Source organism: Sutterella faecalis, assembly GCF_006337085.1.
Taxonomy (GTDB): Bacteria; Pseudomonadota; Gammaproteobacteria; order Burkholderiales; family Burkholderiaceae_F; genus Sutterella; species Sutterella faecalis.
Genome location: NZ_CP040882.1, coordinates 2,449,816 through 2,473,853 on the forward strand (window position 1 = coordinate 2,449,816; position 24,038 = coordinate 2,473,853).

Genomic DNA, 24,038 nt, shown 5'->3' on the forward strand with positions numbered 1-24,038 from the left:
GAGGCGCATCTCGTGACGGGAAGGCGCCTCTTTTAGCCGGCTCTTTTTGAATTTTCATCAGGAAAGACGGGTGGCCGCCTTCATTTCCTTAACGAATGCACGAAGGGAAGCGAGCATTTTCGCGTGATCCCCAAGGTTTTCCGCAATGATTTTCGTTACGGCAGACCCCGCAATGGCGCCGTCGGCGCCGGATTGGAGGGCGGCCTTAACGTGTTCGGGTCTTGAGATTCCGAAGCCGAGAAGAAGGGGCGCGGCATGGGCTTTGCGAAGCGCTTCAACCTCGGAGAGCTGCGGCATTTCCGCCGCGCGCTCCGTGCCGGTGATGCCGGTGCGGGAGAGGAGATACACGTAGCCTTTGGAGCGTTCGGCCACTTTGCGAAGCAGTTCGGGCGCTGCGCTGGGGGGCGCAATGGCAACGAGGGAGACGCCCTGACGGGCGGCGGCTTCATCCCATTCCGGTTCGCGCTCGCGCATTGAGATGGGCACATCCGGAATGAGCACCGCGTCGGCCCCGGCAGAATGAACGGCCTTGAAGAAATTCCCGATTCCCGGCGCGGTCACGAGATTCACGTAGAGCATGAGGCTGATGGGGAGGTCCGGGTGCGCCTCGCGAACGCTCTTGACGATCGCAAGGCACTTTTCAGTTGTGGATCCGGCTTCGAGCGCCCGTCCTGCGGAAGCTTCGATCACTGGGCCGTCTGCGCAGGGGTCGGAAAAGGGAATGCCGAGTTCGAGCGCATCGGCGCCGCCTTCAATCAGCGCTTCAACGACCTTCCTCGAGGTGTCGGGATCCGGGTCGCAGAGGTTGACGAAGGGAACGAAGGCGCCTTCGCGGCGGGCGCGGAGGCCTTCGAAGAGTTTTTGAAAACGATTGGGCTCAGTCATTTTTGGTAGAGGGCAGCAGTTGAATGTTGGGTTCCTGAGGGGCGCTTTATTTCAGAAGCGCCTCGGCGGCATCGGGCGAAAGCTTCCCGTTCATGAAGAGGCCTTCCTCTTCGAGCCGGGCGCTCACCTGGAAGATGTCCTTGTCGCCGCGTCCGGAGAGATTCACGATGAGCTTTTGCTCTTTATCGGGATTCTCGCGGGCGAGCTTCAATGCAAAGGCAAGCGCATGCGCACTCTCGAGCGCCGGGATGATGCCTTCGCGGCGCGAGAGTTCAATGAATGCGGAGAGCGCTTCGCGGTCGGTGGCGCTCACGTACTTCGCGCGCCCCGTTTCCATGAGGTAGGCGTGTTCCGGGCCCACCGAAGGGAAGTCGAGACCGGCGGAAATGGAGAAGGATTCTTCAATCTGACCTTCGGGCGTCTGCATGTTGTAGGAGCGGGCGCCGAAGAAGATGCCGGGGGTGCCCTTTTCGAGCGTCGCGCCGTGATAGGCCGTGTCGAGCCCGCGGCCCGCGGGTTCGACGCCGAAGAGCTTCACGTCCCTGAAGGGCACGAAGTCCGTGAAGATTCCGATCGCGTTCGATCCGCCTCCGACGCAGGCGATGACGGCGTCGGGAAGGCCGCCCTCAAATTCCGCAAACTGCCTGCGCGCTTCTTCGCCGATGACCTTCTGGAATTCGCGCACGATGGTGGGGAAGGGATGCGGACCCGCAGCGGTGCCGAGCATGTAGTGCGTGTCGCGGAAGCTCCCGGCCCAGTCGCGAAGCGCCGCGTTGCAGGCTTCCTTGAGCGTTCCCCGGCCCGCCGTCACGGGGACGACCTCTGCGCCCATGAGTTCCATGCGAAAGACATTGGGCTTCTGCCGCTCGACGTCCTTGGCGCCCATGTAGACGCGGCACTGGAAGCCGAGGAGCGCGCAAGCGAGGGCCGTCGCCACGCCGTGCTGCCCCGCGCCCGTTTCAGCGATGATGCGGGCCTTTCCCATCCGTCGGGCGAGGAGCGCCTGGCCGAGCACCTGGTTGGTCTTGTGAGCGCCCCCGTGCATGAGATCCTCGCGCTTGAGGTAGATCGTCGTCTTTGTTCCCCGGGTGAGATTTCTGCAGCGCGTCAGGGGCGTCGGGCGTCCGCCGTAGTTGACAAGGAGATCAGCGAGCTCGCGCTGAAAGGCGGGATCCTTCTCAGCATCGATGAAGGCGTCTTCGAGCTGGTCAAGAGCCGGAATCAGGACTTCCGGGACGAACTGGCCGCCGAAACGGCCGAAATAGGGGTTGAGCTTCATGGCGAAATCCGTTTGAAAAGAGTTTTGTGGTGCGTTTGGCGTGCTTTACCTGCTGATGCCCCGGATGGCGCCGAAAGCCTCGCGAAGCTTCTCCGGGGACTTGATGCCGGGCGCGTCCTCAACCCCGGAATTGAAGTCGAGGCCGAAGAAGTTCTCTCCGAAAGCGTGCGCGGCGGCCGCTGCGTTGGCCTGGGAGAGGCCGCCCGCAATCACGATTCGGGGAATCGTCCGGAAAAAACGGAGGAGCGAAAAATCAAAGGCCCTTCCGGTGCCGCCGGTCCGACCGAGCCGGGCGCTGTCGAGCACCGCCCGGTCGATGGTTTTGTCTTCAATCAGTTTCTGAATGCGTCGAGCGAGCTCCTCGAGCGCGTCGGCCGAGAGCCCCTCGGGAGTCACGGCAGGGGCAAGCCGAAGCGCCGGAAAATCCGCGTGAAGGCGCTTGAGCGTTTCGTCCGAGAGGTCGCCGTGAATCTGAAGGACATCGGGCTTCAGGGCCGATGCGATGGCGGGAACCTCGTCCAACTGAGCGGCATCGATGACGGCCGCGATTTCAGCAGAAAGCCCGATCGCTCCCGCGCCCCGGCGGATCTCCTCGATAAGCCCGCGGGCGTCTTCAAGCGTCACCCTGCGCTTCGAGCGCGGGGCAAGAATGATGCCGATCGCTACGGCGCCTGCCTTGAGGGCATTCATGGCGTCGCCGGCACGGGTGATGCCGCAGCACTTTGAGTGCCCGTAAAGGAGCTCGCGGACGCCGGTCGAGAGGTCGCGGGCGACTGAAAGCGCCGAACCGCAGAGGAAGGCCCTGATGGCAGGCGACTTCGCGCGCGCTTCGAGAATGTCGGCGGCATTCCGGTAGCCCGATTCCGCAACGATGACGGGATGGCCTGAAAGTTCATTCGCAATGGCCGGGGCCCTCGCGAGGTCGACCTCGAGCGTGCGGAGATTGCGGTTGTTGATGCCGATCACGCGGGCGCCGAGCTCGACGGCATGCCGGGCTTCTTCCGGGGTGGAGGCTTCGGTGAGGATTTCGAGACCGAGCGCACGGGCGTAGTCCGCGAGAAGCCGATAGCCCTCGTCCGAGAGGACGGAGAGCATAAGAAGAACGGCATCGGCGCCGGAGCGGAAGGCGGCGAGGATCTGCTCCCGGCTCACGATGAAGTCCTTCGCGAGAAGGGGCTTCTCCGTGAGGAGACGAAGCGCGGCGAGGCGCTCGAAGGAGCCTCCGAAGAACTGCGGCTCCGTCAGAACGGAAACGGCATCGGCATAGCGGCCGTAAACCCTCGCGTAGTCGGTGAGGTCCACCTCTTCCCGCATGAGGCCCTTCGAGGGAGAGGCGGCCTTCACTTCGAGAATCATGCGGCTTCCCCCGGAACGGAGCTGAGCTTCAAAGCACCCGGTGCGGGACTCTGCGAGGCCGGCCCTGAGGAAGAGCGCCGCGCGCTCCTCTCTTCCCTTTGCTTCTTCGAGAGCGCAGACGGCCGGGAGCTTCTGCGCGCGTTCAGAGGCCGCCGAGACGATCGGCGCGAGAACGGTGCCGTCGATTTTTTCGGGATCGATGAACGAGTTCATGCGGGCAGCCTCGGCGACGAGACCCGGGAGCGGACGGGAAAAGCGTGCCGGATTCATCATGCGGCCTTTCGGGCGGCAGCTTCGCCCATCGCCTTGCGGTGGGCTTCGGCAAAAGCCTGGTGGGCTTCCAGGGTCTTCAGGCCGCAGCCGAGCGCAATCCCGTGGCGCGCCATGGCGAGCGCTTCGGGAAGCGTTTTCGCGCGGTGGCCGAGCAGAAGAAGAAGCGAAAGGTTGGCGGCAATGAAGTCCTTCTGCGCCCGGGTGCCGCGTCCCGACAGGAGCGCGAGCGTGATTTCGGCGTTGTCGGCAGGGTCTCCGCCCTGAAGGTCCTCGAGCGCGTGGGGCTCCACAATGCCGAAATCCTGCGGAGTGAAGCGGCGGCGGATGAGTTCGCCCGATTCGGTGAGTTCAACCGCATCCGTATCGGCGTGGACGGCGACTTCATCGAGGCCGCCTCCGTGAACCACGAAGGCTCGCTTTATGCCGAGCTCGCGAAGCGTCGCGGCAACCGTTTCAAGGAGCGCCGGATCGTAGACGCCGATCAGGGCGTAGTCCGGACGCGCCGGGTTCGTGAGGGGCCCGAGAATATTGAAGATCGTGCGGGTGCGAAGGCTCGCGCGCACGGGACCCGCGAAGCGCATCGCCGGATGGTAGAGCTGAGCGAAGCAGAAGCAGAAGCCCGTGCGGGTGAGAAGTTCGCTGCTTTCCTCCGGTGTCGGGCGGATATCGACGCCGAGCGCATTCAGAAGGTCGGAAGCGCCGCTTTTTGAAGAGACGCCGCGGTTGCCGTGCTTGGCAATGTGAAGACCCATGCCGGCCGCAATGAGGGCCGTCGTTGTGGAAACATTGATGGTCTGCGCGCCGTCGCCGCCGGTGCCGACAATCTCGCCGATCTCAAAGCCGCGGGGCCGAGGGAATCGCGTGGCGGCATTCACCATGGCGTTGGCGGCGCCCTCGATTTCCTCGGGCGTTTCGCCCTTCATCTTGAGGGCGGTAAGACAGGCGGCAAGCTGCGCGGCATCGAGCTTGCCTTCAAAAATCTGGGCGAAGAGCCTGCGGGCATCATCGCGGGAAAGATTGCGGCGGGCGGCAAGGGTTTCAAAATAGGACTGCATGACGGACTCCGAAAGAGGTGAAAAAGCAGAAAAAATGAAAATCGGGGATGAAGACGAAGGCGGGGCTATTTGCCCATCGGCCATCGGAAACCGGTTTTCGATTGATGCTTTTGCATGGAGATTCCTTCGGAAGGGATTGGATTTCGGTTTGCCGCGGAATCTCGCTTCGAGGAGCCCAGGTATGAAAAAAGCCCGCCGGATGAAGTTCCGCGGGCTTTTTCTCAGAAATGCGACTCTGAACTTTAATGAATCAGTTCACGCGCGCACGTGGGGAGAGCACCCGCTCTTTCGAGAGGCGCCACCACCAGTAGCCCGTGAAGACGGGAAGCGTGTGCGTGAAGGTGTTCTGCATTTCCAGTGCCAAGGTGAGGATGTTTCTCTGCGCGCAAAGAATCTTTGAAGCGCGCGGAAACATGATTGCTGAAGAATGGCGGCTTCGTCAATAGGGAAAATAGTTTAGACGGGCACGATCGGCTCGAAGTCTTCCTTTTCGGCATTCCAGATGTTCATGGTCTTCGCCTTCATGTCGTAGTAGAGCGCATGGAGCGAAAGCGTTCCCGATTCCACCTTTTCGCGAAGCCACGCGTAGGAAAGGAGATTTTCAAGCGAGAGGAGCACAGCGCCCTCTTCCGTTCGGCGTGCGAGAAGTTCCGTTTCGGCGAGCGGCTCCTCGCGGCGGATTTCTTCGGCTACCGGGACGGCGAGCGATACCCAGCGGGAGATCCATTTTTCATCGGCAATTTTTCCACGAAAGATAGGAAGCCCTCGGCGCGCGACCTTCCCTGCGGGCGTTCTCACAAGAACGTCCAGCATGGTATCTGCTGCTTCTCAGGCTGCTGAAGCTACGCTAACTGCTGACGACTGCGCCTAGGATCGCACCCGTTTTCGTCTCCACAACCAGGCCGTCAGCGATCACGTATTTCGTTCCTTTGAGTTTCAGCAACTGCTTTACGCCGTTCTTTGCTCGTTCCATCAAGGTGTCCCGAAACGCCGTTGACTGGTAAGGCTCAAAGCCTTTCTGATGAGTGAGAACGGAATAAATGATGCGTGCGAGCAGGTGTGCGAAGGCGACCATGGCACGCCTGTAGCCGCGCCGCATCTTGAGCACCTGGAATTTTTCCTTCAGCGCAGCGGTACCGCCGACCACAAGTCCTCTGGCGGCTTCAATCAGCGTGCGCCTCAGGTGTTTGTTCCCTTTCGGGCATTTTCCACTTTTCTGTTTGCCGGCAGATGTGTTGTCCCCCGGGCAAATGCCGAGCCAGGAAGTAAACTGCTCTGACGTGGGGAAGTGGTCCTTCAAATCCGCACAGAGTTCGGCGTAAATCATGCGGGCCGAGCGTTCCTGAATCCCCGTTATGGTAATGAGCAGCTGGATGTCCTTCTCGTAGGGAGCCTGCAGCTGGCGGAGCCTTTCGAAAGTGCTTCGGTCGTACTCCTCGAGCTGATCGATCTTTTTCCGGAGCGCCAGAATCTGCTCCTTCATCATCGGCTCGATTTCGAAGTTGAGCGCCTGCATGATCTGCTCAGGGCTTGCCCGCAGCCGGCGGCTGTTTTGCTTGATGACATCAAACAAGTGCGGATCATCTCTGAGCTTGGCCATCAGGATGAGGCTGGCAGCTTTGCCTCCGCGGATGTCGCTGAATACCGTTGTAGGCCGGCATCCGGTGAGATTCAGAGACTTGCCGAAACGATTGGAAGTTCGGGAAATGTCATTCCTGTTCTTCTGCAGATCACGTGAAATGACGCGCTGCAGACGAAAGGCCTTCTCCGGCACGAAGGATTTTTTGAAGTTTCCCGTTCGGGCAAGAGACGCCAGACGTGATGCGTCCTTGCGGTCCGTTTTGCGGCCGGCTGCCGCTTTGGCGTCGCGGGCATTGATCAGAGCCAGCTGCTCAGAAGTGAAGCCGGCTCTCTCGAGGGCTTCGTACGGGCTCTGCCACAATGACCCGGTTGATTCCATAAGGATGATGTCGGGATTGCATTCACGGCACCAGGCGGCGAAAGCATCGATGCTTGCGCGGTCGGTATTGAAATCCCGGCTCTCAGATTGTTCACGATGACCTGCAACCTGCTTCTGATGGCAGCAGACGAGTAGGTTGAGATGAACGTCAATGCCTATTGCCGAGCGGTACATCGCGTGAACAGTAATTTCGGGATTACTGATCTGCGCACGGGCAGCTCGCAATGGCGTATCGGTACGGTTAGACTTACTCATAGCCCCTCCATTAAGAAATGATTGGGGTTCGAGGAAGCCCTGGCAACCACGAAGATGTTGGAGAAACAGGTAGACGCAGCAACCACCCGGAAGCTACGCTCATTTTTCCACACGCCTAGTCACCAGCGTTCAAGCCAGCGAACAGAGCAATATAGGGTGCGAAAGTTCCGCTGCAATTTTTTGACGGCAAGCGTCAGAAACGTTACCAAAAAAACGTACGCAGACAGGTCGCGCGCCGAGGGCTTCCTCATCTTTCATGATAGAGGGTGAGGAAGCCCTTTACTCATCACGATTTTTTCGGAAAAAGCGCGCCGTGAATGCCGCCGCAGTTGGAGTGCCCCATGACGATGATGTGGTCGACGTCGAGGTGCTTCACGCCGTATTCCACCGCGGCGAGGACGGCGTCCGGATCTCCGGCATGGTCTGCTCCGGGCACAAGCGCCGCAATGCTTCTCACCACAAAAAGGTCGCCCGGGCGACAGCCCATCAGAATCGCCGGGTCCGCTCTCGAGTCGCAGCAGGCGATGACGAGGGTTTTAGGGCTCTGGCCGTGCGCAAGACGGTCGAAGAACTCGTGTTCCTTGAGCAGATAGGATTCCTTGAAGTTGTGAAAGCCTTCGATTAATTCGTGAAAGTTGACGGACATGACGGCGTTCCTTTGTCCTCTCGGGCTTTTGCTGCGCCCGGAATGCTGGGAGAGGAATTATGGCGCCGCCGGGAGCGCTTCAGGGCGTCTCTGGAAGCACGATGTCCGGAAGATGAAAGAGACCGTCCTTTTTCTCCTCCTCTTCCCGTTCGAGTCCTTCAAAGAGATTCGGATTATTCGACTGGGGGTGGAATTTACCTTCACGGTAGAGCCGCGCCCAGTCGCGCACCGTGTAGGCCGGGAGGCCGAGGAGGCTCGCGGTGCGCTTGTAGCCGCAGCCCTCGCGAAAAAGTTCGAGCGCCTGCTGCTTCACGTTGGGAAGGTATGAGGTCCGCTCATGCTGAGGCTCTGCCGGAACATAGTCGGGCCACGCCTCGTATTTGGGCTTCTCGGGTTCTGCGGGTTCCGGGGCGATTTCCGGGAAAAGGCCGGCCTCAAACTCATCCTGCGGCGCCTGAGGACGATCGTCAGGGGAGGTCGGGCGATGAAGCTTGACTCTGGGCATGGGAAAGACCTCCAGAGGAGAGGAGCTGTGGTTAAAGAGGCATTTCTGAAGTCACCGCTCAAGGATCTTCACGTCTGAGATCTGACTGAAGCGCCAGACGACGAAAGTCTTGGTTCTCAGGTCATAACCAGCAATGGTCTCTTCATCGGGTGAAATCTCTGCAACCTTGAGTGCGCAGGGGCCGCTTGCCGTCGTCATGCTGACGATGGTCCCGGGTTCGTCCCAGGCTTCTACGGAGGGGTGAAAGCGCATGGCTTCAAGGATATCTTCAACGAGATCCGGGGTCATGTGTTTTTTTCCTTTTGGGGGTGGTATTTTTTCGCCGCGTTCTGCCGGAGCTTCTCTGGGTCGGAGGCTTCCGGCAGGTGAGAGTATGGCGGGAAAATCGCAAGTTTGCGAATGTCGTCAGCGTAAATGCCGGAGCGGAAAGGCCTCGGCAAAGTCGAGCACGATGCGGCGAAGATCGTCGGGGAGAAGACGGAGCGCTTTTTCACGGATCATCTGCGGCACGGGAGAGCGTCCTTCCGCAATCGAACCCGCAATGGCAGCGATGGTGTCGCAGTCGCCTCCGAGCGCAACCGCCCGGCGGATGGTTTCTTCGTAGCTTCTGCTCTGAAGCGCAATTTGAAGCGCAAGCGGTACGGTTCCTCGGCAGGAAAGATCCGTCCGGATGGGAGGCGTGAGGCGGCTTAATTCCGGAAGGGGGCCCAGCGCGCTGAAGCGCTTTCCCCATTCGCTTCGAATGTCTTCTTCGGGTTGATGGGCCCGGAAAGCGTCGATTGCCCATACGGTTGCTGCCGCCCCCATCAGCCCTTCCGGGTGTCCGTGCGTGGGAAGCGTTGCGATGCGCGCGAGTTCCTGAGCTTCTCCGGGCGTCCGCGCCGCCCAGGCGCAGGGCGAAATCCGCATTGCCGCACCGTTGCCGAAGCTCATGGGCGAAGGGGCGTTCTCTGAGAGCATCCAGCGCATGAAGCGCGCGCCGTAGCCGGCGCTTCCGTGGTCGCCCGCCACCTTTCTGAGCGCGGGTGCAATCACGTGCTGAAAGCGTTCGTGGTCGATCGTGCCGTCGGACGACCGGGCATCGAGAAGCGCTTTTGCCACGGCGCAGGTGAGAACGGTGTCGTCCGTCGGAAATGCGTCCGGCGGAAAAATGACGAGATCTTCCGCACGGCCGCAGAAGTTGGCGAATTCGTAACGGGAACCGAGGATATCGCCGGCAATGGCGCCAATCAGCGGCATAACGATGTTCTCCAGAGGAAAAAAGGGGAATGGCAGAGTGCCATTCTGATGCGGCTCGCGGCAAAAAACGACTGAAGGACCAGACAAAAGCCGGCCGCATCGCCCGAAAGCGGTGCGGCCGGCTTATTTCCTCGCTGGCGAACCTCCTCAGACGGGAGGCTCACATTGACAAATTAATACTTGTCAAAGTACTTCTGGACTTCCTTCCAGTCGCCGGTCTTCGTGAGGCTCAGCTGCAGAAGCACGCGGGCCTTCTGGGGATTGAGCGACTGAGCGGCAACCCAGTGCATCTTCTGGTCGTCAACCTCAGCGTCCTTCGTGGCGGAGCCGGTCGGAACGCGGGAGGCGCGGACAACAACGATGCCGTCCTTGGCTGCCTGTTCGAGCACGGGCCAGACATCCTTATGGATGTTGCCGTTGCCGACGCCGGCAGAGACGATGCCCTTGTAGCCGGCCTTCACGAGCGCTTCGGCCTGATACTTCTCAACGCCGGCATGGTTGTAGACGATGCCGACCTTCGGGAGCTTATCGAGCTTCGTCACGTCGAACGGAGCCGGAAGCTGGGCGCGCAGGCCCACGGCTTCGTAGGTGACCTTGTCGTTGAAGATCCAGCCCACCTTGCCGAAGTTCATGGCCTGGAAGGTTTCAGGCTGAGTGGTGTTGGTCTTATAGACATCGCGGGCGCCGATGACGACGTTGTCCATCGCAACGACGACGCCCTGTTCGGCCGTCTTCGGTTCAGCAGCCGTGATCACAGCCTGGTAGAGGTTCCTCGGGCCGTCAGCGGAGAGACCGGTCGACGGGAGCATGGCGCCCACGAGCACGACCGGCTTCTTGCAGCGGTTGGTGAGCTGCAGGAAGTAGGCGGTCTCTTCCATCGTGTCGGTGCCGTGCGTGATGACGAAGCCGTCATACTTGCCGCAGTCAGAGGCGAGCGTCTTGGCGAGCTTGAGCCAGACTTCATCGGACATGTCCTGCGAGCCGATCTGCGCAACCTGCACCGGGGTCACATTGGCGACCTTGGCGAGCTGAGGAACAGCCGCCACGAGGTGGTTGACCGACACCTGACCGGCCTTGTAGGCCGAACCCGTGGCCGACTGGCCGGCGCCTGCGATCGTGCCGCCCGTGGCGAGCACGGCGATGTTCGGCAGAGCAAGCGCGGCGGAGGAAGCGGCAGCGAGCGTCAGGGCGAGCAACGAATGCTTAAAGTTCATGTGACAACACTCCTTTTTTGTGTTTTTCGGATGGTATGGGCTCTAGGCCTCTTCACCGGGCCCGTAGCCTGTCGGGTCTGCTGATAAGCCGCTGCGGCAGGAAGCAATTTCGTATGCCTCAAGGCTCGTTTGCAGATGGCTTCAGTGTAGATGCATGCGGCCCGACTGGAAGGTTTTATCTGCTCTTCTTGATTCAGATTTACCTTTCAGCTTGAGTTAAGGTTTTTCCCGATGCGAAACTGAATACAGCTGTGGGCGTTATCTGGAGCGAAGTTCTTTTCAGTCCGGCGGGCGATGTCATTCTTCTGCAAACATCGCCTCGTAGAATGTAGCGTTCTTCAATTCAAAGAACTCGCGAACAGCATGCAGGAAGAAGCGCTTTACTTTCATCCGGCGCCGGACGAAAACGGCGATCCGGTTCCCGTTTTTTCACCGACCCCCGGTTCGGCCCCGGGGACGTGGCTTAATCCCGATGAGGCCGCCACGTGGTCCGTTACGCACCCGGGCGTTCTCCCGGAGCGCCTGAACGGTATTCCCTTCACGCACGAAAAGCTGGGCGAGGAGGACTGGCGCGCGCTCATGAAGCGCTATCGGAAATTTCCGGAGCCTGCGGAACCAGAAAGCCCCAAGCGCCGCACGAGCGGCCTCGTCATTCGCGAGTCTGACGGACGCATCTGGCTCGCGCACCCGACCAATCAGTTCGGGGGCGTCGCGGCCACTTTCCCGAAGGGTCGGCTCGAGCCGGGGCTCTCGCTCGTCGTCAATGCCGTGAAGGAAGGCTGGGAAGAGAGCGGCATCGTGGCCGAACCCCAGTGCTACCTCTGCGACATTGAGCGCACGAAGACGATCACGCGCTACTACCTCGCAAGGCGCACGGCCGGGTCGCCGAAGGACGCCGGCTGGGAAAGCCAGGCCGTGAGCCTCGTGCCCCCGCATGAGCTTCTTCATTTCCTCAACAGACCCAACGACCGGAAGGTTCTTCCCTTCATCGCGCTGGCGCTTCGGAATCATTCCGGCGAGTCGCGATAGGGCGCAATGATCGCCGGCAAGCGGCTGAATTTTTCGCGAATTTCGACTAATTGTCGACAAAAAACAGCCTATTACGCAAAGGAAATAAGGTGTTTTGCCTATACCCTTTGCGCACCTCCAAAAAAGCAATCCGAAGCGCGGGTTCGGCCTCAAAATCACGCGCTCAGCGCCGATAATGATGGACGGCCCGATATTTCCCCGGGCGTTACGAAAAGAATTTAAAACGGGTTTTCTAGTCATGTCTCAAACGATTCTTCAAAGCGTTCCGGTTGGCGAGAAGGTGGGCATTGCCTTCTCGGGCGGTCTTGATACGAGCTGCGCTCTGCGCTGGATGAAGACCAAGGGTGCGCTTCCCTATGCCTATACGGCGAACCTCGCTCAGCCGGATGAAACGGACTATGAGGCCATTCCCCGCCGCGCCATGGAATACGGCGCCGAGAAGGCCCGTCTCGTCGACTGCCGCGCTCAGCTCGTGAACGAAGGCATCGCCGCCATTCAGTCGGGCGCCTTCCACATTTCCACGGGCGGTCAGCTCTACTTCAACACCACGCCGCTCGGCCGCGCGGTCACGGGCACGATGCTCGTCGCCGCCATGCGCGAGGACGGCGTCAACATCTGGGGCGACGGCTCGACCTACAAGGGCAACGACATCGAGCGCTTCTACCGCTACGGCCTCCTTGCCAATCCGAACCTCAAGATCTACAAGCCCTGGCTTGACGTCACCTTCATCCGCGAACTCGGCGGCCGCGCTGAAATGTCCGCCTTCCTGCAGAAGGAAGGCTTCAGCTACCGCATGTCTGCCGAGAAGGCCTATTCGACCGACTCCAACATGCTCGGCGCCACGCACGAGGCGAAGGATCTCGAACACCTCAATTCGAGCATGAAGATTGTCGAGCCGATCATGGGCGTTCCCTTCTGGCGCGAGGACTGCAAGATTGAGCCCGAAGTCGTGAAGGTTGCCTTCAAGGACGGCGTTCCGGTCGAAATCAACGGCCAGAAGTTCTCCGACCCGGTCGCGCTCATGATGGAAGCCAACCGCATCGGCGGCCGTCATGGTCTCGGCATGTCCGACCAGATCGAAAACCGCATCATTGAAGCGAAGAGCCGCGGCATCTACGAAGCCCCGGGCATGGCGCTTCTCTTCATCTGCTACGAACGCCTCGTTACCGGCATCCACAATGAGGACACGATCGAGCAGTACCGCACGAACGGCATCCGCCTCGGCCGCTATCTCTACCAGGGCCGCTGGTTCGACAGCCAGGCGATCATGCTGCGCGAAACCGCCATGCGCTGGGTGGCTTCGGCCATCACGGGCGAAGTGACGCTTGAACTGCGCCGCGGCAACGACTATACGATCCTCAATACCGTGAGCCCGAACCTTACCTACGAACCCTCGCGCCTCACGATGGAAAAGGGCGACTCGATGTTCACGGCCGAAGACCGCATCGGCCAGCTCACGATGCGCAACCTCGACATCGTCGATACCCGCGCGAAGCTCGGCATCTACTCGAAGGAAGGCCTCCTCTCCGGCAGCGACATGACGCCGCTCCTGGGCGGGAACAAGTAAGGCGATTCCTGCATCAGAAGCGCTTCGCCTGCATTCAGGGAGAGAGCGCTTCTGAGAATCGTTCTTCTTTAAGAGAAACAAAGGGTTACATCATTTTGATGCGGCCCTTTTTTCCTATCTGTAGAATGCAGAAGTTGAAAGACCGCTTTGAAGCGCTGCCGGGAAATCCCGAACGCCTCAAAGCGGTTTTGCTCTATCGGGCGCAGATTTTTGGATTCATTCTCATTTTCGAGGCCCTTTTCTGCTTTTTTTCGCAGGAGTCATTTCAAAAATGGCAGTCGAAAATCAAAAGGGTGCGCTTGCCGCTGCGCAGGCGGAACCCCTCGAAAATCCTTCGGAATTCTTCAGCCACGGCGAAGGCGACAGTCCCCGCACGCACGCCTCGGAAAAGACCCGGGGGTCCGTCCTCGGATTTGCCGTCCTCCTTACGCTTACCTTCTCCGCCGTTGAGCTGATTGGCGGCTGGCTCGCGAATTCCCTTGCCCTGATCGGCGATGCCGGCCATATGCTCACCGACTCGATGAGCCTCTTTTTTGCGCTGATCGCCAACCGAATCGCGATGAAGGGCGCCGACAAGGTTCACAGCTTCGGACACGGGCGCGTGGAGGTGATTGCCGCCTTCGTGAACGGCCTCATCATGCTCGGCGTCGTGCTCTGGCTTTTCCTTGAAGCCTTCGAGCGCATCCGGGAGCCGGCCGCCGTTTCGGGCTTCAACGTGATGGCGATTGCCCTGACGGGTCTTCTCATCAACGTGGGCGTGGCCTGGTCGCTCTCGCGCGACAGAAAGAACGTCAACACCCGCGCGGCGCTCCTTCACGTCATGGGAGACCTGATGGGCTCGGTCGCCGCAATCATTGCGGGCGCCGTGATCTGGCTCGGCGGCCCGGCGATTGTTGATCCGCTGCTCTCCATGTTCGTGGGCGCGCTCCTTCTGCACGCGACCTGGACGATTCTGCGCGACTCCATCCGGATTCTGCTCGACAGCACGCCTGAGAAAACGGACTACGACGCCGTCGGCGAATACATCCGTTCAGTAAAGGATGTGGAAGAGGTGCATGATCTCCACGTCTGGACGATTTCCCCTGGGCACGATGCCGTGCAGTGCCATGTGCTGATTACCTCCTATCAGTGCTGGCCGAGAATCCTGCATGAGATCCGCGAGGGGATCAAGGGGCGCTTCGGCATCGATCATGTAACGGTGCAGCCGGAATGGGCCTGCATGACGCCCTGGTGGATTTGCCCGAAGAATGCCGCCGGCGAAGAAAAAGCGAAGAAGGCGCCCATTGAACGCAACGGGCAGTGACTACTCCCCGTCCAATTCTTCGAATTGGGCGAGGCTTCTCGCTTCTTCGGTCACAACCCGGATGTCTCCGGGATTTACACGACCTCAGCGGGCATTAGGAGAGGACATTTCTCTCCGCAGGACGGGTAGCCCCTCCGCCCTCAGTATTCTGATGCCTTCGGCCCGGATATTGGCCGCAGCGTTGGCGTTGCGATCATGGTGAGCGCCACAGTGCGGGCAAGTCCATTCGCGCGTAGCAAGATCAAGCTTCTCAAGCTTGAAGCCGCAGCAGGAGCACGTCTTTGAAGAGGGATAGAAAGTATCGATCTGCATGAAGTACTTTCCTTCCCGCTTCATTTTGTAGGCAATCATGCGTAAGAGCTCGCCCCAGGCGGCATCAGCAATCGACTCCGACAGGTGGTGGTTCTTCAGCATGTTGATGATTCTTAAACTCTCCGCAGCCAGCGCTTGGCTTTCGTTCACGAGTCGCGAAGAGACCTTGTGAAGGTTGTCGCTGCGGGCATTCGCCACGCGCTTATGCGCGCGTGCGAGCCTGCGGCGCGCCTTCTCGCGCCGGCGGCTGCCCTTCTTTGTCCTTGAAAACTGTCGGCATCTGCGGCGCAACGCCTTGCGGGCGCGCTTCAGATGCCTCGGATTGGATTCCTTGCGGCCGTTCGATTCCGTAAGCAGATCCGTGATGCCGACATCAATGCCGGTGACCTGATCCTCATAGATTTCCTTCAGAGGTTCCTTTTCAGCAAGGCCATCCTCCCAGAGCACGGCGGCGTAATAGTCGCCGGCAGCATCGGCTTCAAGCGTGATGCTCTTCACCTTGCCGACGACCTCGCGATGAATTCTGGCCTTGATCGGCTCCATCTTCGGCACGCGCACGTAGTTAGGGCCGACGGAGACGTTGGTGCAGTGATAGCTCGACTGCGGGCCTCTGCGGGATTTGTAGTGAGGGAAGCCTGCTCTGCCCTCAAAGAAAGCGCGGTAGCCCTTGTTGAGATTCCGCACTGTTTCCTGAAGCGCCATCGAATCGTATTCCCTGAGCCTCGCGTACTTCCTCGACTTCTTGGCTCTTGCGATGAGGGGCTTGATCTCGTGGATGAGATCAAGCGATACGCCCCGCGTACGGTAGTAATGCTTCTTCAGGAAGAGCGCCATGTTCCAGCACTTGCGGACAGCACCCCACTGCGCCCAGAGAAAAGCTTCCTGTGCGGCAGTCGGGTAGATGCGGAATTTCGCGGCGCGGAGCATGCAGCGGTCAATGTAATTTATTATTAAATAATATTATGATATTATTATAATTTATATATGGCGGTCAAGGAAAATTCCGATGTTCGACGACTATGAAAGAGCGCGTCACAGCGTGACGAAACTCCATGTGCATTTGATTTTCACAACGAAATACCGGCGCAAAGTGATGACGCCGGAAGTGCTCGAAAGCGTGCTTGCTGCCCTAAAAATCGCGGCCGCAGATCTAGGCTGCATCCTCCTGGAGGCCAACGGGGAGGCGGATCACGTGCACCTGCTCGTGAGCTACCCTCCGAAGGTGAGCATCAGCGAGATGGTGAACCGCTTTAAAACGCGTTCGTCTCGAAAGATACGCGAGGAATATCCAGGGATTCTTGATGGCGGCAAAACAGGGCTTTTCTGGTCGCGCAGCTACTTCGCTTGTTCAGTTGGCGGAGCTTCCCTGGAAGTTCTGAAAAATTACATTGAGAATCAGACAACCGATTAACCGCCATTCCTCCCCGCCCCATCCGGGGCGAGGGCTCCTGGCGGTTTTTGCTGACGGGTTATTCCTAGTAGGCATTCCGGTTGCTGGAGAAGAGGAAAGAGCATAATTTCCAAGTTCTACAAAGATTAATGCGTTTTTCCTCATGCTCCGAAAGATCTTCCTTACTCTTGCGCTGGCAGCGGCAGGGCTTTCCCCTGCGCTCCTGAGCGCGGCTCCCGGAGATCTCTCCGTGCTTTCGTCTCCCACCTCGCAGCCGATTATTCTGGGTGAAAAGCACCGCTTTCATTCGGGGCTTCTCAATGAGGAGCGCGAATACTGGCTGAGAATACCTCCCTCCTACGCGCAGAATAAGCTTCCGCTTGAAGTCACGGTCTTTTATGTGATGGATGCGGAAAAATATTTCCCGTCCGCTGCAGCTTCAGCCGCCTGGCTCGAAGACCCTCGCGTCTCCGGGCTCGGTCCCTGCGTCGTGGTGGGGGTGGTGAGCGGCGATAAGCTTGAAGACTTTACGCCCACGCCATCGAACGCCGATGAGGAAGGAAACGTCAGGGACGATATGAAGCCCCGGGGCGGCGGCGCCGAGGGCTTCTACCACTTTCTCACTACGGAATTGAGAAACGCCATCGAGCTCAATCTCCCGCAGCAGCTCAAGGTGAGGCGCCGCATCATTGCGGGCGAGGGACTGGGCGGCCTTTTCGTGCTTCACGCGCTTCTGCATCATCCGGAAAGCTTCGACGGCTACGCGGTTCTCGACCCCGCCCTCTGGTGGGACCGGGGCGCGCTGCTGCGCCGTGCATTGAAGGCGGGCGCGCGCACGGCGCGGGACCCGAAGCCGGCTTTCTACGGCACCTTCATCATTGACGACGGCTCCCGGCTCGAGCGCGGAAACGAAAGCACGTTCCGCAATGAAGCCGTCCCGCTTCTTGAAAAGCAGGGCATCCGCACGGAGATCGTTAACTATGCGGGCATCACGGACGAGAGCATTGCGCCCAAAGTGCTTTACGACGCTCTGAAGGCGCTCTATCCGGCAGAAATCACGCCGGTCTCCGCGCATTAGTGCTTCTTCGCGGTTTCGGCGCTGTGCAATATAGGTGCTTTTCCTTAGAATTAGGGCAAAGGCGCTTTGGAGGCGGCATCAGGCTTTCCCTCTCAGCGCGGGGCGAGCTCGCGCTAAGCAAAATATCCCGTTCGGTTTGTCTCTCCCGCTTATAATCCCGGATTCATCAGTTTCCGTCTTTCCTCTCGGTTGGAACCATGACCAAGTACGTATTTGTCACCGGCGGCGTTGTGTCCTCTCTCGGCAAGGGCATCGCCGCCGCTTCGCTTGCGGCGATTCTCGAATCCCGTGGCCTCAAGGTCACGATGATCAAGCTCGATCCCTACATCAATGTGGACCCGGGCACGATGTCTCCTTTCCAGCACGGCGAGGTGTTCGTGACGGAAGACGGCGCGGAGACCGACCTTGACCTCGGTCACTACGAGCGCTTCATCTCGACGAAGATGCATAAGCCCAACAACTTCACGTCGGGCCAGATCTACGAGAGCGTGCTGCGCAAGGAACGCCGCGGCGAGTATCTCGGCAAGACCGTTCAGGTGATTCCGCACATCACGAACGAAATTCAGGAATTCATTGCCCGCGGGGCGGCGTCCACCTGGGACGGCAAGCCCGATGTGTGCGTCGTCGAAATCGGCGGCACCGTGGGCGACATCGAGTCGCTTCCCTTTGTTGAAGCCGTCCGCCAGATGTCCTTCCGCGTCGGCCGCAACAACACCTGCTTCATTCACCTCACGCTCTGCCCGTGGATTGCCTCGGCGGGCGAACTGAAGACGAAGCCCACGCAGCATTCCGTGCAGAAGCTTCGCGAGGAAGGCGTCTACCCCGACATTCTCCTCTGCCGTGCCGAACGCATGGTTCCCGAAGGCGAGCGCGCGAAGATCTCTCTCTTTGCGAACGTTCCGATGGACTGCGTGATCAGCGTGGCGGATGCGTCGACCATCTATGAAGTGCCGCTCATGCTTCATGCGCAGCATCTCGACGACCTCGTCTGCAAGAAGCTCGGCCTTGAAACCAAGCCCGCGGACCTCTCCGCCTGGAAGAACATCGTCGAGCGCCTGAAGAACCCGAAGCACGAAGTGACGATCGGCATGGTGGGCAAGTACGTCGACTACGCCGACAGCTACAAGTCCCTCAATGAAGCGCTCACGCACGCCGGCATCCATACGGACACCCGCGTGAAGACCCGCCTCATCGATTCGACCAAGATCGAGGAAGAGGGCACCGACATCCTCAAGGGGCTCGACGGCATCCTCGTTCCGGGCGGCTTCGGCAAGCGCGGCACGGAAGGCATGATCAAGGCGATCGAATACGCCCGCGTCAACAACATTCCCTTCCTCGGCATCTGCCTCGGCATGCAGTGCGCGGTGATTGAATTCGCCCGTCACGTCTGCGGCCTCGGCGGCGCCAATTCGACCGAGCTCGATCCCAACACGCCGCACCCCGTTGTGGCGCTCCTTACCGAATGGAAGGACCGCTCGGGCCAGGTGCAGCGCCGCGACGAGTCTTCGGACCTGGGCGGCACGATGCGCCTCGGTCGTCAGGAAGTTCCGGTTGCCGAAGGCACGCTCGGCCACAAGATCTACGGCGACGTCGTGGCAGAACGCCATCGTCACCGCTACGAAGTGAACAACTCCTACGTTGCTCAGTTCGAGGAAAAGGGCATGGTGATCTCCGCCAAGACCCCGGGCGAACATCTCCCGGAAATGATGGAGCTTCCGAACCATCCCTTCTTCTTTGCCGTGCAGTTCCATCCGGAATTCACGTCGAACCCCCGTTTCGGCCATCCGCTCTTCAAGGCCTACATTGAAGCTGCGGTGAAGCATGCCGAAGAAGCGAAGAGCCAGGAATAAAGGCCCGTCGCACTCAGTGCCCTGAAGCGAAGGCGGCCTTGGTCCTAAGGATGAAGCGCCGCCTTTGACTTCCTCCGGGCGTCAATCCCGGCTCCCTTTTCTGGAGACTCATCTTGCAGCTCTGTGGTTTTGAGGTCGGCAACCGCCGCCCGTTCTTTCTGATTGCCGGTCCCTGCGTCATCGAGGGCGAACAGATGGCGATCGACATCGCCTGCCGGATGAAGGAAATCACCGGCAGCCTCGGCATTCCCTATATCTTCAAGGCAAGCTACGACAAGGCGAATCGTACTTCCGGGAAGAGCTACCGCGGCCTCGGCATGGAAAAGGGCCTCGAGATTCTGAAGAAGGTCCGCGAAGTCGCGGGCGTTCCTGTTCTGACGGACGTGCATACCGAGGCTGAAGTGCCGGCTGTCGCCGCCGCAGTCGACGTGCTCCAGACGCCCGCCTTCCTCTGCCGCCAGACCGACTTCATCGTTGCCTGCGCGCAGTCGGGCAAGCCCGTCAACATCAAGAAGGGCCAGTTCCTTGCTCCCGGCGACATGGTGAACGTGATCGAGAAGGCCCGTGCGGCCGCTCTCGAAGCCGGGCTCGATCCCGACCGCTTCATGTGCTGCGAGCGCGGTGCGAGCTTCGGCTACGGCAATCTCGTCTCCGACATGAGGGGACTTGCCATCATGCGCGCGACCCATGCTCCCGTCGTCATGGATGCCACGCACTCCGTGCAGCTTCCCGGCGGGAACGGCACCTCTTCGGGCGGTCAGCGCCAGTTTGTTCCGGTGCTCGCACGCGCGGCCTGCGCGGTGGGCGTTGCGGGCTTCTTCATGGAGACGCATCCCAATCCGGCAAAGGCGCTTTCTGACGGTCCGAACCTCGTTCCGCTCGACCGCATGAAGGAGCTTCTTTCCGAACTCGTCGAGATAGACCGCATCGTGAAGGCGCGTCCCTATCTCGAGGAAAACTTCGCCTGATTTTTTCCCATTTCTTTCTCCTGCGGACCAAGACTCTGAAAGCCTGCCGCAGGGCTTTTCTCTGAGAGGTAAATCAATGAGCGCCATTATCGATGTGATCGGCCGTGAGGTTCTCGACAGCCGCGGCAATCCGACGGTTGAAGCCGAAGTCTGGCTCGAAAGCGGCTGCATCGCCACCGCTGCCGTGCCTTCGGGCGCCTCGACGGGCGTTCGCGAGGCGATTGAGCTGCGCGACGGGGATCCTGCCCGCTACTCGGGCAAGGGCGTTACCAAGGCCGTGGGCAACGTTTCGGGCGAGATCGCCGATGCGGTGATTGGTCTTGAAGCCTCCGACCAGGAATTCATCGACCGCCTGATGATTGACCTTGACGGCACGGAAAACAAGAGCCGTCTCGGCGCCAACGCCATCCTCGCCGTTTCCATGGCTGTCGCCCGCGCGGCCGCTCAGGAAACGGGGCTCCCGCTCTACCGCTATTTCGGCGGTACGGGTGCGGTGACGCTTCCCGTTCCGATGATGAACGTGATCAACGGCGGCGCGCACGCGAACAACAACCTCGACCTGCAGGAATTCATGATTGTTCCGGTGGGCGCCTCGAGCTTCCGTGAAGCGCTCCGCTGCGGCGCGGAAACCTTCCATGCCCTGAAGAAGCTCGTCAACGGCCGCGGCCTCTCGACCGCCGTCGGCGATGAGGGCGGCTTCGCCCCCACGATCGGCTCGCACGAGGAAGCGCTCGACCTGATTCTCGACGCGATCGGCGCCGCCGGGTACGAGCCGGGCCGCGACGTCTGCCTCGCGCTCGACTGCGCCTCGTCGGAATTCTTCGACGACGGCCGCTATGTGATGAAGAAGTCCTCGGGCGATGCGCTGACGGCTGACGACTGGATCGGCGTTCTTGCCGACTGGTGCGGCCGCTATCCGATCATTTCGATCGAGGACGGCATGGCCGAAGGCGACTGGGAAGGCTGGGCCAAGCTCACCGCCGCGCTCGGCAGTCAGGTGCAGCTCGTGGGCGACGACCTCTTCGTCACGAACCCGAAGATCCTGCGCGAAGGCATTGACCGCGGCATCGCCAACTCGATTCTCATCAAGGTGAATCAGATCGGCACGCTTTCGGAAACCTTCGAAGCCGTCAACATGGCGAAGTCCGCCGCCTATACGGCCGTCATATCGCACCGCTCCGGCGAAACGGAAGACAGCACCATTGCCGACATCGCCGTGGGCCTCAATGCCGGTCAGATCAAGACGGGCTCGATGAGCCGCTCCGACCGCATGGCGAAGTACAACCAGCTGCTGCGCATCGAGGAGCATCTCGAAGGCGTCGCCTGCTATCCGGGACGCCGTGCGTTCCACCAGCTTCGCGGCTAAGTTGCTAAGCTAACGGGCACGCTGACGGAAAAGCGGGCGTCCTGCAGAAATCATCCCTCAGGGCATTTCTGCAGCGCCCGTTTTTCTTTTTTCTCTGTCGGATCTTCAAGTTCCTTTCCCGATGGTTCGCTTCTTCATCTTCATTCTCTTTTTCGGCCTCTGCTTTGCTCAGTACCAGATCTGGGCGGGAAAGGCGAGCTGGGATCACATTGAGGAACTGCGGGAAAGCCTGCGCCAGCAGAAGGCCGTGAATGATGAGCTGAGGCGCAGCAACGAGGCGCTCGCGGCCGAATATGCGTCGCTCGTCTCCAATCAGGACGCGATTGAAGAGCACGCGAGGAACGACCTCAACATGATCCGGCCCAATGAAGTGCTCTTCCGGATCGAAACGGCCGAAGAGGCTCAGAAGAAGACGAACGCCATCGAGTCGATGCCCAATGTCGATGCGCCGGATATAAAAGCGGGCTCAAAGCCGACCTTTGAGCCCAAGAAATCGGATCTTTATCACGCGCCGAAGAATCTGCGGGCGCCCAAGGCCCGCGACCGGCGCGAGTGATTCGTCCTGATTACGCTTCGTGGGGACCGTCCGCGTGCGCGAAGAGCGCCTTGACGTCGACGGCGTCGTAATGCTTTTTGCTTCCGCAGAAGCGGCAGCTGATGTCGATGCCGCCCGTTTCATCCACGATCGCCATGGCTTCCTTTTCGCCGAGCGAGCGCACGATGCCGTCAAAGCGCTCGGGCGAGCACGTGCAGGCAAATTTAGGCGTGGTCTCGAAGGTGACGAGCGGCGACTCTTCCCAGAAGAGACGGCGGTTGATGTCTTCAGGCGCGAGCGTAAGGAGCTCCTCGCTCTTTACCGTGTCGGCAAACATCTTCACGCGGCTCCAGCCTTCGGGGTCATAGTCCTTGGGGAGCTTTCCGCCTTCGCCCGGAAGCTTCTGGAGGAAGAGGCCGCCCGCGGCATGTTCGTCGGCGGCGAGCGCGAGCTTCGTTTCCACCTGTTCGGAGCGGTCGAAATAGTTTTCGAGCGCCTCGGCAAAAGTCTTCCCCTCGAGCGGCACGATGCCCTGATAGGGTGCTTCCTCCGCCGGCCGGTTGGCGCGGTCGAGGATGAAGGCGCAGCGGCCCCTGCCGGTCTGGTTCACGAGCGTCGTGAGATCGGCGTTGGGGTCGATTTCGCCCGCGTCCTCGCGCATCTGAATCATCACGCGGAAGGTGAAGCCCTGGCGGACTTCGGCGAGCGCGCGGCGGATGGGGCCGTCGCCCTCGATCTGCAGCGCAACGGTGCCCTCAAATTGAAGCGCGCCGGCAGAAAGGAGCGCTGCCGAGGCGAGTTCCCCGGCAAAGCGTCTTGCCGCCAGAGGGAGGTTCTGATGTTCAACGGCGCGCGCGAGTTCGTCGCCGAGCGTTACGGTTTCACCGCGCACATTGGCGCGTTCGAAAAGAAGCTTCTGAAGAGCGTCCATTTGAAGTTAAATATCCTAAAAAAGTTTCCTGATGGCGGCGATTCTAGCGGCATCGCCGTCAAAGTAGACTTGACTGAGCAAAACTCTCTTGCGTTTTTCTTCGAGCGGATACAAAACGATGTCAGTAGATCTCCATATGCATTCCAACGCTTCGGACGGGCAGCTCCCTCCGGAGGCTCTGCCGGAGCTCTGCGCTCAGAACGGCGTGAAGCTCATGAGCCTCACCGACCACGACACCATGGCGGGGACGAAGGCCGCCGAGGCGGCTGCGAAGCGCCTCGGGATTGCGTTCATCCCCGGCATTGAATTTTCCACGCTCTGGGGCGGCACGGGGATACACGTGGTGGGGCTCGGTCTCGATCCGGAGAGCCCTGGAATTGCCGGTTTTGTTGCCGGCACCCAGATGAAGCGCGTGGAGCGGGGACGCGCAATGGATGAGAACTTCGCGCGCGTCGGGATCCATGGCGCGCTCGAGGGGGCGCTCCACTATGCGGAGAATTCGACCTCGCTCTCGCGCACGCATTTCGCGCTCTGGCTCCTTGAAAAAGGACACGTCAAGAACTATCAGGAAGCTTTCGACAAGTACCTGAAGCCCGGGCGTCCGGGCTACGCGCGGGTTGAGTGGCCGGCCACCGTCGACGCGGTGCGCTTCATCCGCGAGGAAGGAGGCGTCGCGGTCCTCGCGCATCCCGGGCGCTACGAATTTTCAGCTGAATGGATGAGCGACCAGCTGCTTGAGGATTTCAAGGCTGCAGGCGGCGAGGCGATTGAGGTCACCTCGGGATCGCAGTCGAGAGCCACCGACATCATTTTTGCGCAGAAGGCGCGCGAAATGGGGTTCCTCGCGAGCACGGGCTCGGACTGGCATTCGCCGAGGTCCGCGCGGCCCTCGCCCGGCATGCAGCCCGCGCTCCCCAAAGACCTTACGCCCGTCTGGGTGAAGTTCGGCTACCCGCGGGATATGGATTGAGTCCGCATTGAGCAGCATTCGTTTTTTTCCTTGTTTTCTCAAAACAGAAGGGCCGCATTCCATGGAATGCGG

23 protein-coding genes are annotated in these 24,038 nt (G+C 60.2%); 10 read left to right on the top strand and 13 right to left on the bottom strand.

The features are described 5' to 3' along the window. Positions 1-57: 57 nt before the first annotated feature. From trpA to ansB, 11 genes are all read right to left on the bottom strand, one after another. The gene (trpA, locus tag FG381_RS10350) at positions 58-885 is read right to left on the bottom strand and encodes a tryptophan synthase subunit alpha (protein WP_139688717.1); all 828 of its coding nucleotides are present in this window, start codon (positions 883-885) and stop codon (positions 58-60) included. 46 nt (positions 886-931) lie between these two features. Continuing rightward, positions 932-2,164 carry a tryptophan synthase subunit beta gene (gene trpB / locus FG381_RS10355; RefSeq protein WP_139688718.1) on the bottom strand — a complete coding sequence of 411 codons (1,233 nt, stop codon included), beginning with the start codon at positions 2,162-2,164 and terminating at the stop codon, positions 932-934. 45 nt (positions 2,165-2,209) lie between these two features. Then, the gene (gene trpCF, locus FG381_RS10360; RefSeq protein ID WP_139688719.1) at positions 2,210-3,793 is read right to left on the bottom strand and encodes a bifunctional indole-3-glycerol-phosphate synthase TrpC/phosphoribosylanthranilate isomerase TrpF; all 1,584 of its coding nucleotides are present in this window, start codon (positions 3,791-3,793) and stop codon (positions 2,210-2,212) included. Further along, entirely contained in the window at positions 3,790-4,848 is a 1,059-nt protein-coding gene (gene trpD, locus FG381_RS10365; protein WP_139688720.1) for an anthranilate phosphoribosyltransferase, read from the bottom strand. Before trpD ends, trpCF begins: the two co-directional genes overlap by 4 nt. A 456-nt stretch (positions 4,849-5,304) precedes the next feature. Next, complete coding sequence (locus FG381_RS10370; RefSeq protein ID WP_139688721.1) at positions 5,305-5,661, bottom strand: carbonic anhydrase; 357 nt, start codon at positions 5,659-5,661, stop codon at positions 5,305-5,307. A gap of 34 nt (positions 5,662-5,695) precedes the next feature. Continuing rightward, positions 5,696-7,063 carry an IS110 family RNA-guided transposase gene (locus FG381_RS10375; RefSeq protein WP_139687046.1) on the bottom strand — a complete coding sequence of 456 codons (1,368 nt, stop codon included), beginning with the start codon at positions 7,061-7,063 and terminating at the stop codon, positions 5,696-5,698. A gap of 286 nt (positions 7,064-7,349) precedes the next feature. After that, a complete protein-coding gene (locus FG381_RS10380; RefSeq protein ID WP_139688722.1) occupies positions 7,350-7,709 on the bottom strand; it encodes a carbonic anhydrase in 360 nt (119 codons plus the stop codon). A gap of 79 nt (positions 7,710-7,788) precedes the next feature. Further along, positions 7,789-8,214, bottom strand: coding sequence for a helix-turn-helix domain-containing protein (locus tag FG381_RS10385; RefSeq protein ID WP_139688723.1), 426 nt, complete (start codon positions 8,212-8,214; stop codon positions 7,789-7,791). Positions 8,215-8,265: 51 nt separating this feature from the next. Beyond that, positions 8,266-8,502 (bottom strand): hypothetical protein, encoded by a 237-nt coding sequence (locus FG381_RS10390; protein WP_139688724.1) that lies wholly within the window; start codon positions 8,500-8,502, stop codon positions 8,266-8,268. A 117-nt stretch (positions 8,503-8,619) separates the two neighbouring features. Next, on the bottom strand, positions 8,620-9,453 hold the full coding sequence (locus FG381_RS10395) for an ADP-ribosylglycohydrolase family protein (protein ID WP_139688725.1): 834 nt from the start codon (positions 9,451-9,453) through the stop codon (positions 8,620-8,622). Between the two features lie 173 nt (positions 9,454-9,626). Then, on the bottom strand, positions 9,627-10,667 hold the full coding sequence (gene ansB, locus FG381_RS10400; RefSeq protein ID WP_139688726.1) for an L-asparaginase 2: 1,041 nt from the start codon (positions 10,665-10,667) through the stop codon (positions 9,627-9,629). A 363-nt stretch (positions 10,668-11,030) separates the two neighbouring features. Here ansB and FG381_RS10405 point away from each other — a divergent pair, with 363 nt between their 5' ends. The 3 genes from FG381_RS10405 to FG381_RS10415 all read left to right on the top strand — a co-directional run bounded on the left by FG381_RS10405 (position 11,031) and on the right by FG381_RS10415 (position 14,566). Further along, positions 11,031-11,696, top strand: coding sequence for an NUDIX hydrolase (locus tag FG381_RS10405; RefSeq protein WP_139688727.1), 666 nt, complete (start codon positions 11,031-11,033; stop codon positions 11,694-11,696). Between the two features lie 238 nt (positions 11,697-11,934). Further along, positions 11,935-13,263: an argininosuccinate synthase gene (gene argG / locus FG381_RS10410; protein ID WP_139688728.1), complete on the top strand. Its 1,329-nt coding sequence runs from the start codon at positions 11,935-11,937 to the stop codon at positions 13,261-13,263. Positions 13,264-13,534: 271 nt separating this feature from the next. After that, positions 13,535-14,566 (top strand): cation diffusion facilitator family transporter, encoded by a 1,032-nt coding sequence (locus FG381_RS10415; protein WP_139688729.1) that lies wholly within the window; start codon positions 13,535-13,537, stop codon positions 14,564-14,566. A gap of 84 nt (positions 14,567-14,650) precedes the next feature. On the opposite strand, the gene FG381_RS10420 is transcribed toward FG381_RS10415, so the two are convergent. Continuing rightward, a complete protein-coding gene (locus FG381_RS10420) occupies positions 14,651-15,805 on the bottom strand; it encodes an RNA-guided endonuclease InsQ/TnpB family protein (RefSeq protein WP_139688730.1) in 1,155 nt (384 codons plus the stop codon). A gap of 79 nt (positions 15,806-15,884) precedes the next feature. On the opposite strand from FG381_RS10420, the gene tnpA reads away from it, so the two are divergent. From tnpA to FG381_RS10450, 6 genes are all read left to right on the top strand, one after another. Continuing rightward, positions 15,885-16,289, top strand: coding sequence for an IS200/IS605 family transposase (gene tnpA, locus FG381_RS10425; RefSeq protein WP_139688731.1), 405 nt, complete (start codon positions 15,885-15,887; stop codon positions 16,287-16,289). A gap of 142 nt (positions 16,290-16,431) precedes the next feature. Further along, complete coding sequence (locus tag FG381_RS10430) at positions 16,432-17,346, top strand: alpha/beta hydrolase (RefSeq protein ID WP_139688732.1); 915 nt, start codon at positions 16,432-16,434, stop codon at positions 17,344-17,346. Positions 17,347-17,543: 197 nt separating this feature from the next. Beyond that, entirely contained in the window at positions 17,544-19,196 is a 1,653-nt protein-coding gene (locus FG381_RS10435; protein WP_139688733.1) for a CTP synthase, read from the top strand. A gap of 113 nt (positions 19,197-19,309) precedes the next feature. Further along, the gene (gene kdsA / locus FG381_RS10440) at positions 19,310-20,164 is read left to right on the top strand and encodes a 3-deoxy-8-phosphooctulonate synthase (protein WP_139688734.1); all 855 of its coding nucleotides are present in this window, start codon (positions 19,310-19,312) and stop codon (positions 20,162-20,164) included. A gap of 76 nt (positions 20,165-20,240) precedes the next feature. Continuing rightward, on the top strand, positions 20,241-21,530 hold the full coding sequence (gene eno / locus FG381_RS10445; RefSeq protein WP_139688735.1) for a phosphopyruvate hydratase: 1,290 nt from the start codon (positions 20,241-20,243) through the stop codon (positions 21,528-21,530). A gap of 121 nt (positions 21,531-21,651) precedes the next feature. Then, a complete protein-coding gene (locus FG381_RS10450; RefSeq protein ID WP_139688736.1) occupies positions 21,652-22,086 on the top strand; it encodes an FtsB family cell division protein in 435 nt (144 codons plus the stop codon). A 10-nt stretch (positions 22,087-22,096) separates the two neighbouring features. On the opposite strand, the gene hslO is transcribed toward FG381_RS10450, so the two are convergent. Further along, positions 22,097-22,996, bottom strand: a complete 900-nt coding sequence (gene hslO / locus FG381_RS10455; protein ID WP_139688737.1) for an Hsp33 family molecular chaperone HslO — start codon at positions 22,994-22,996, stop codon at positions 22,097-22,099. Between the two features lie 118 nt (positions 22,997-23,114). On the opposite strand from hslO, the gene FG381_RS10460 reads away from it, so the two are divergent. After that, complete coding sequence (locus tag FG381_RS10460; protein WP_139688738.1) at positions 23,115-23,966, top strand: PHP domain-containing protein; 852 nt, start codon at positions 23,115-23,117, stop codon at positions 23,964-23,966. The last annotated feature ends 72 nt before the right edge of the window (positions 23,967-24,038 follow it).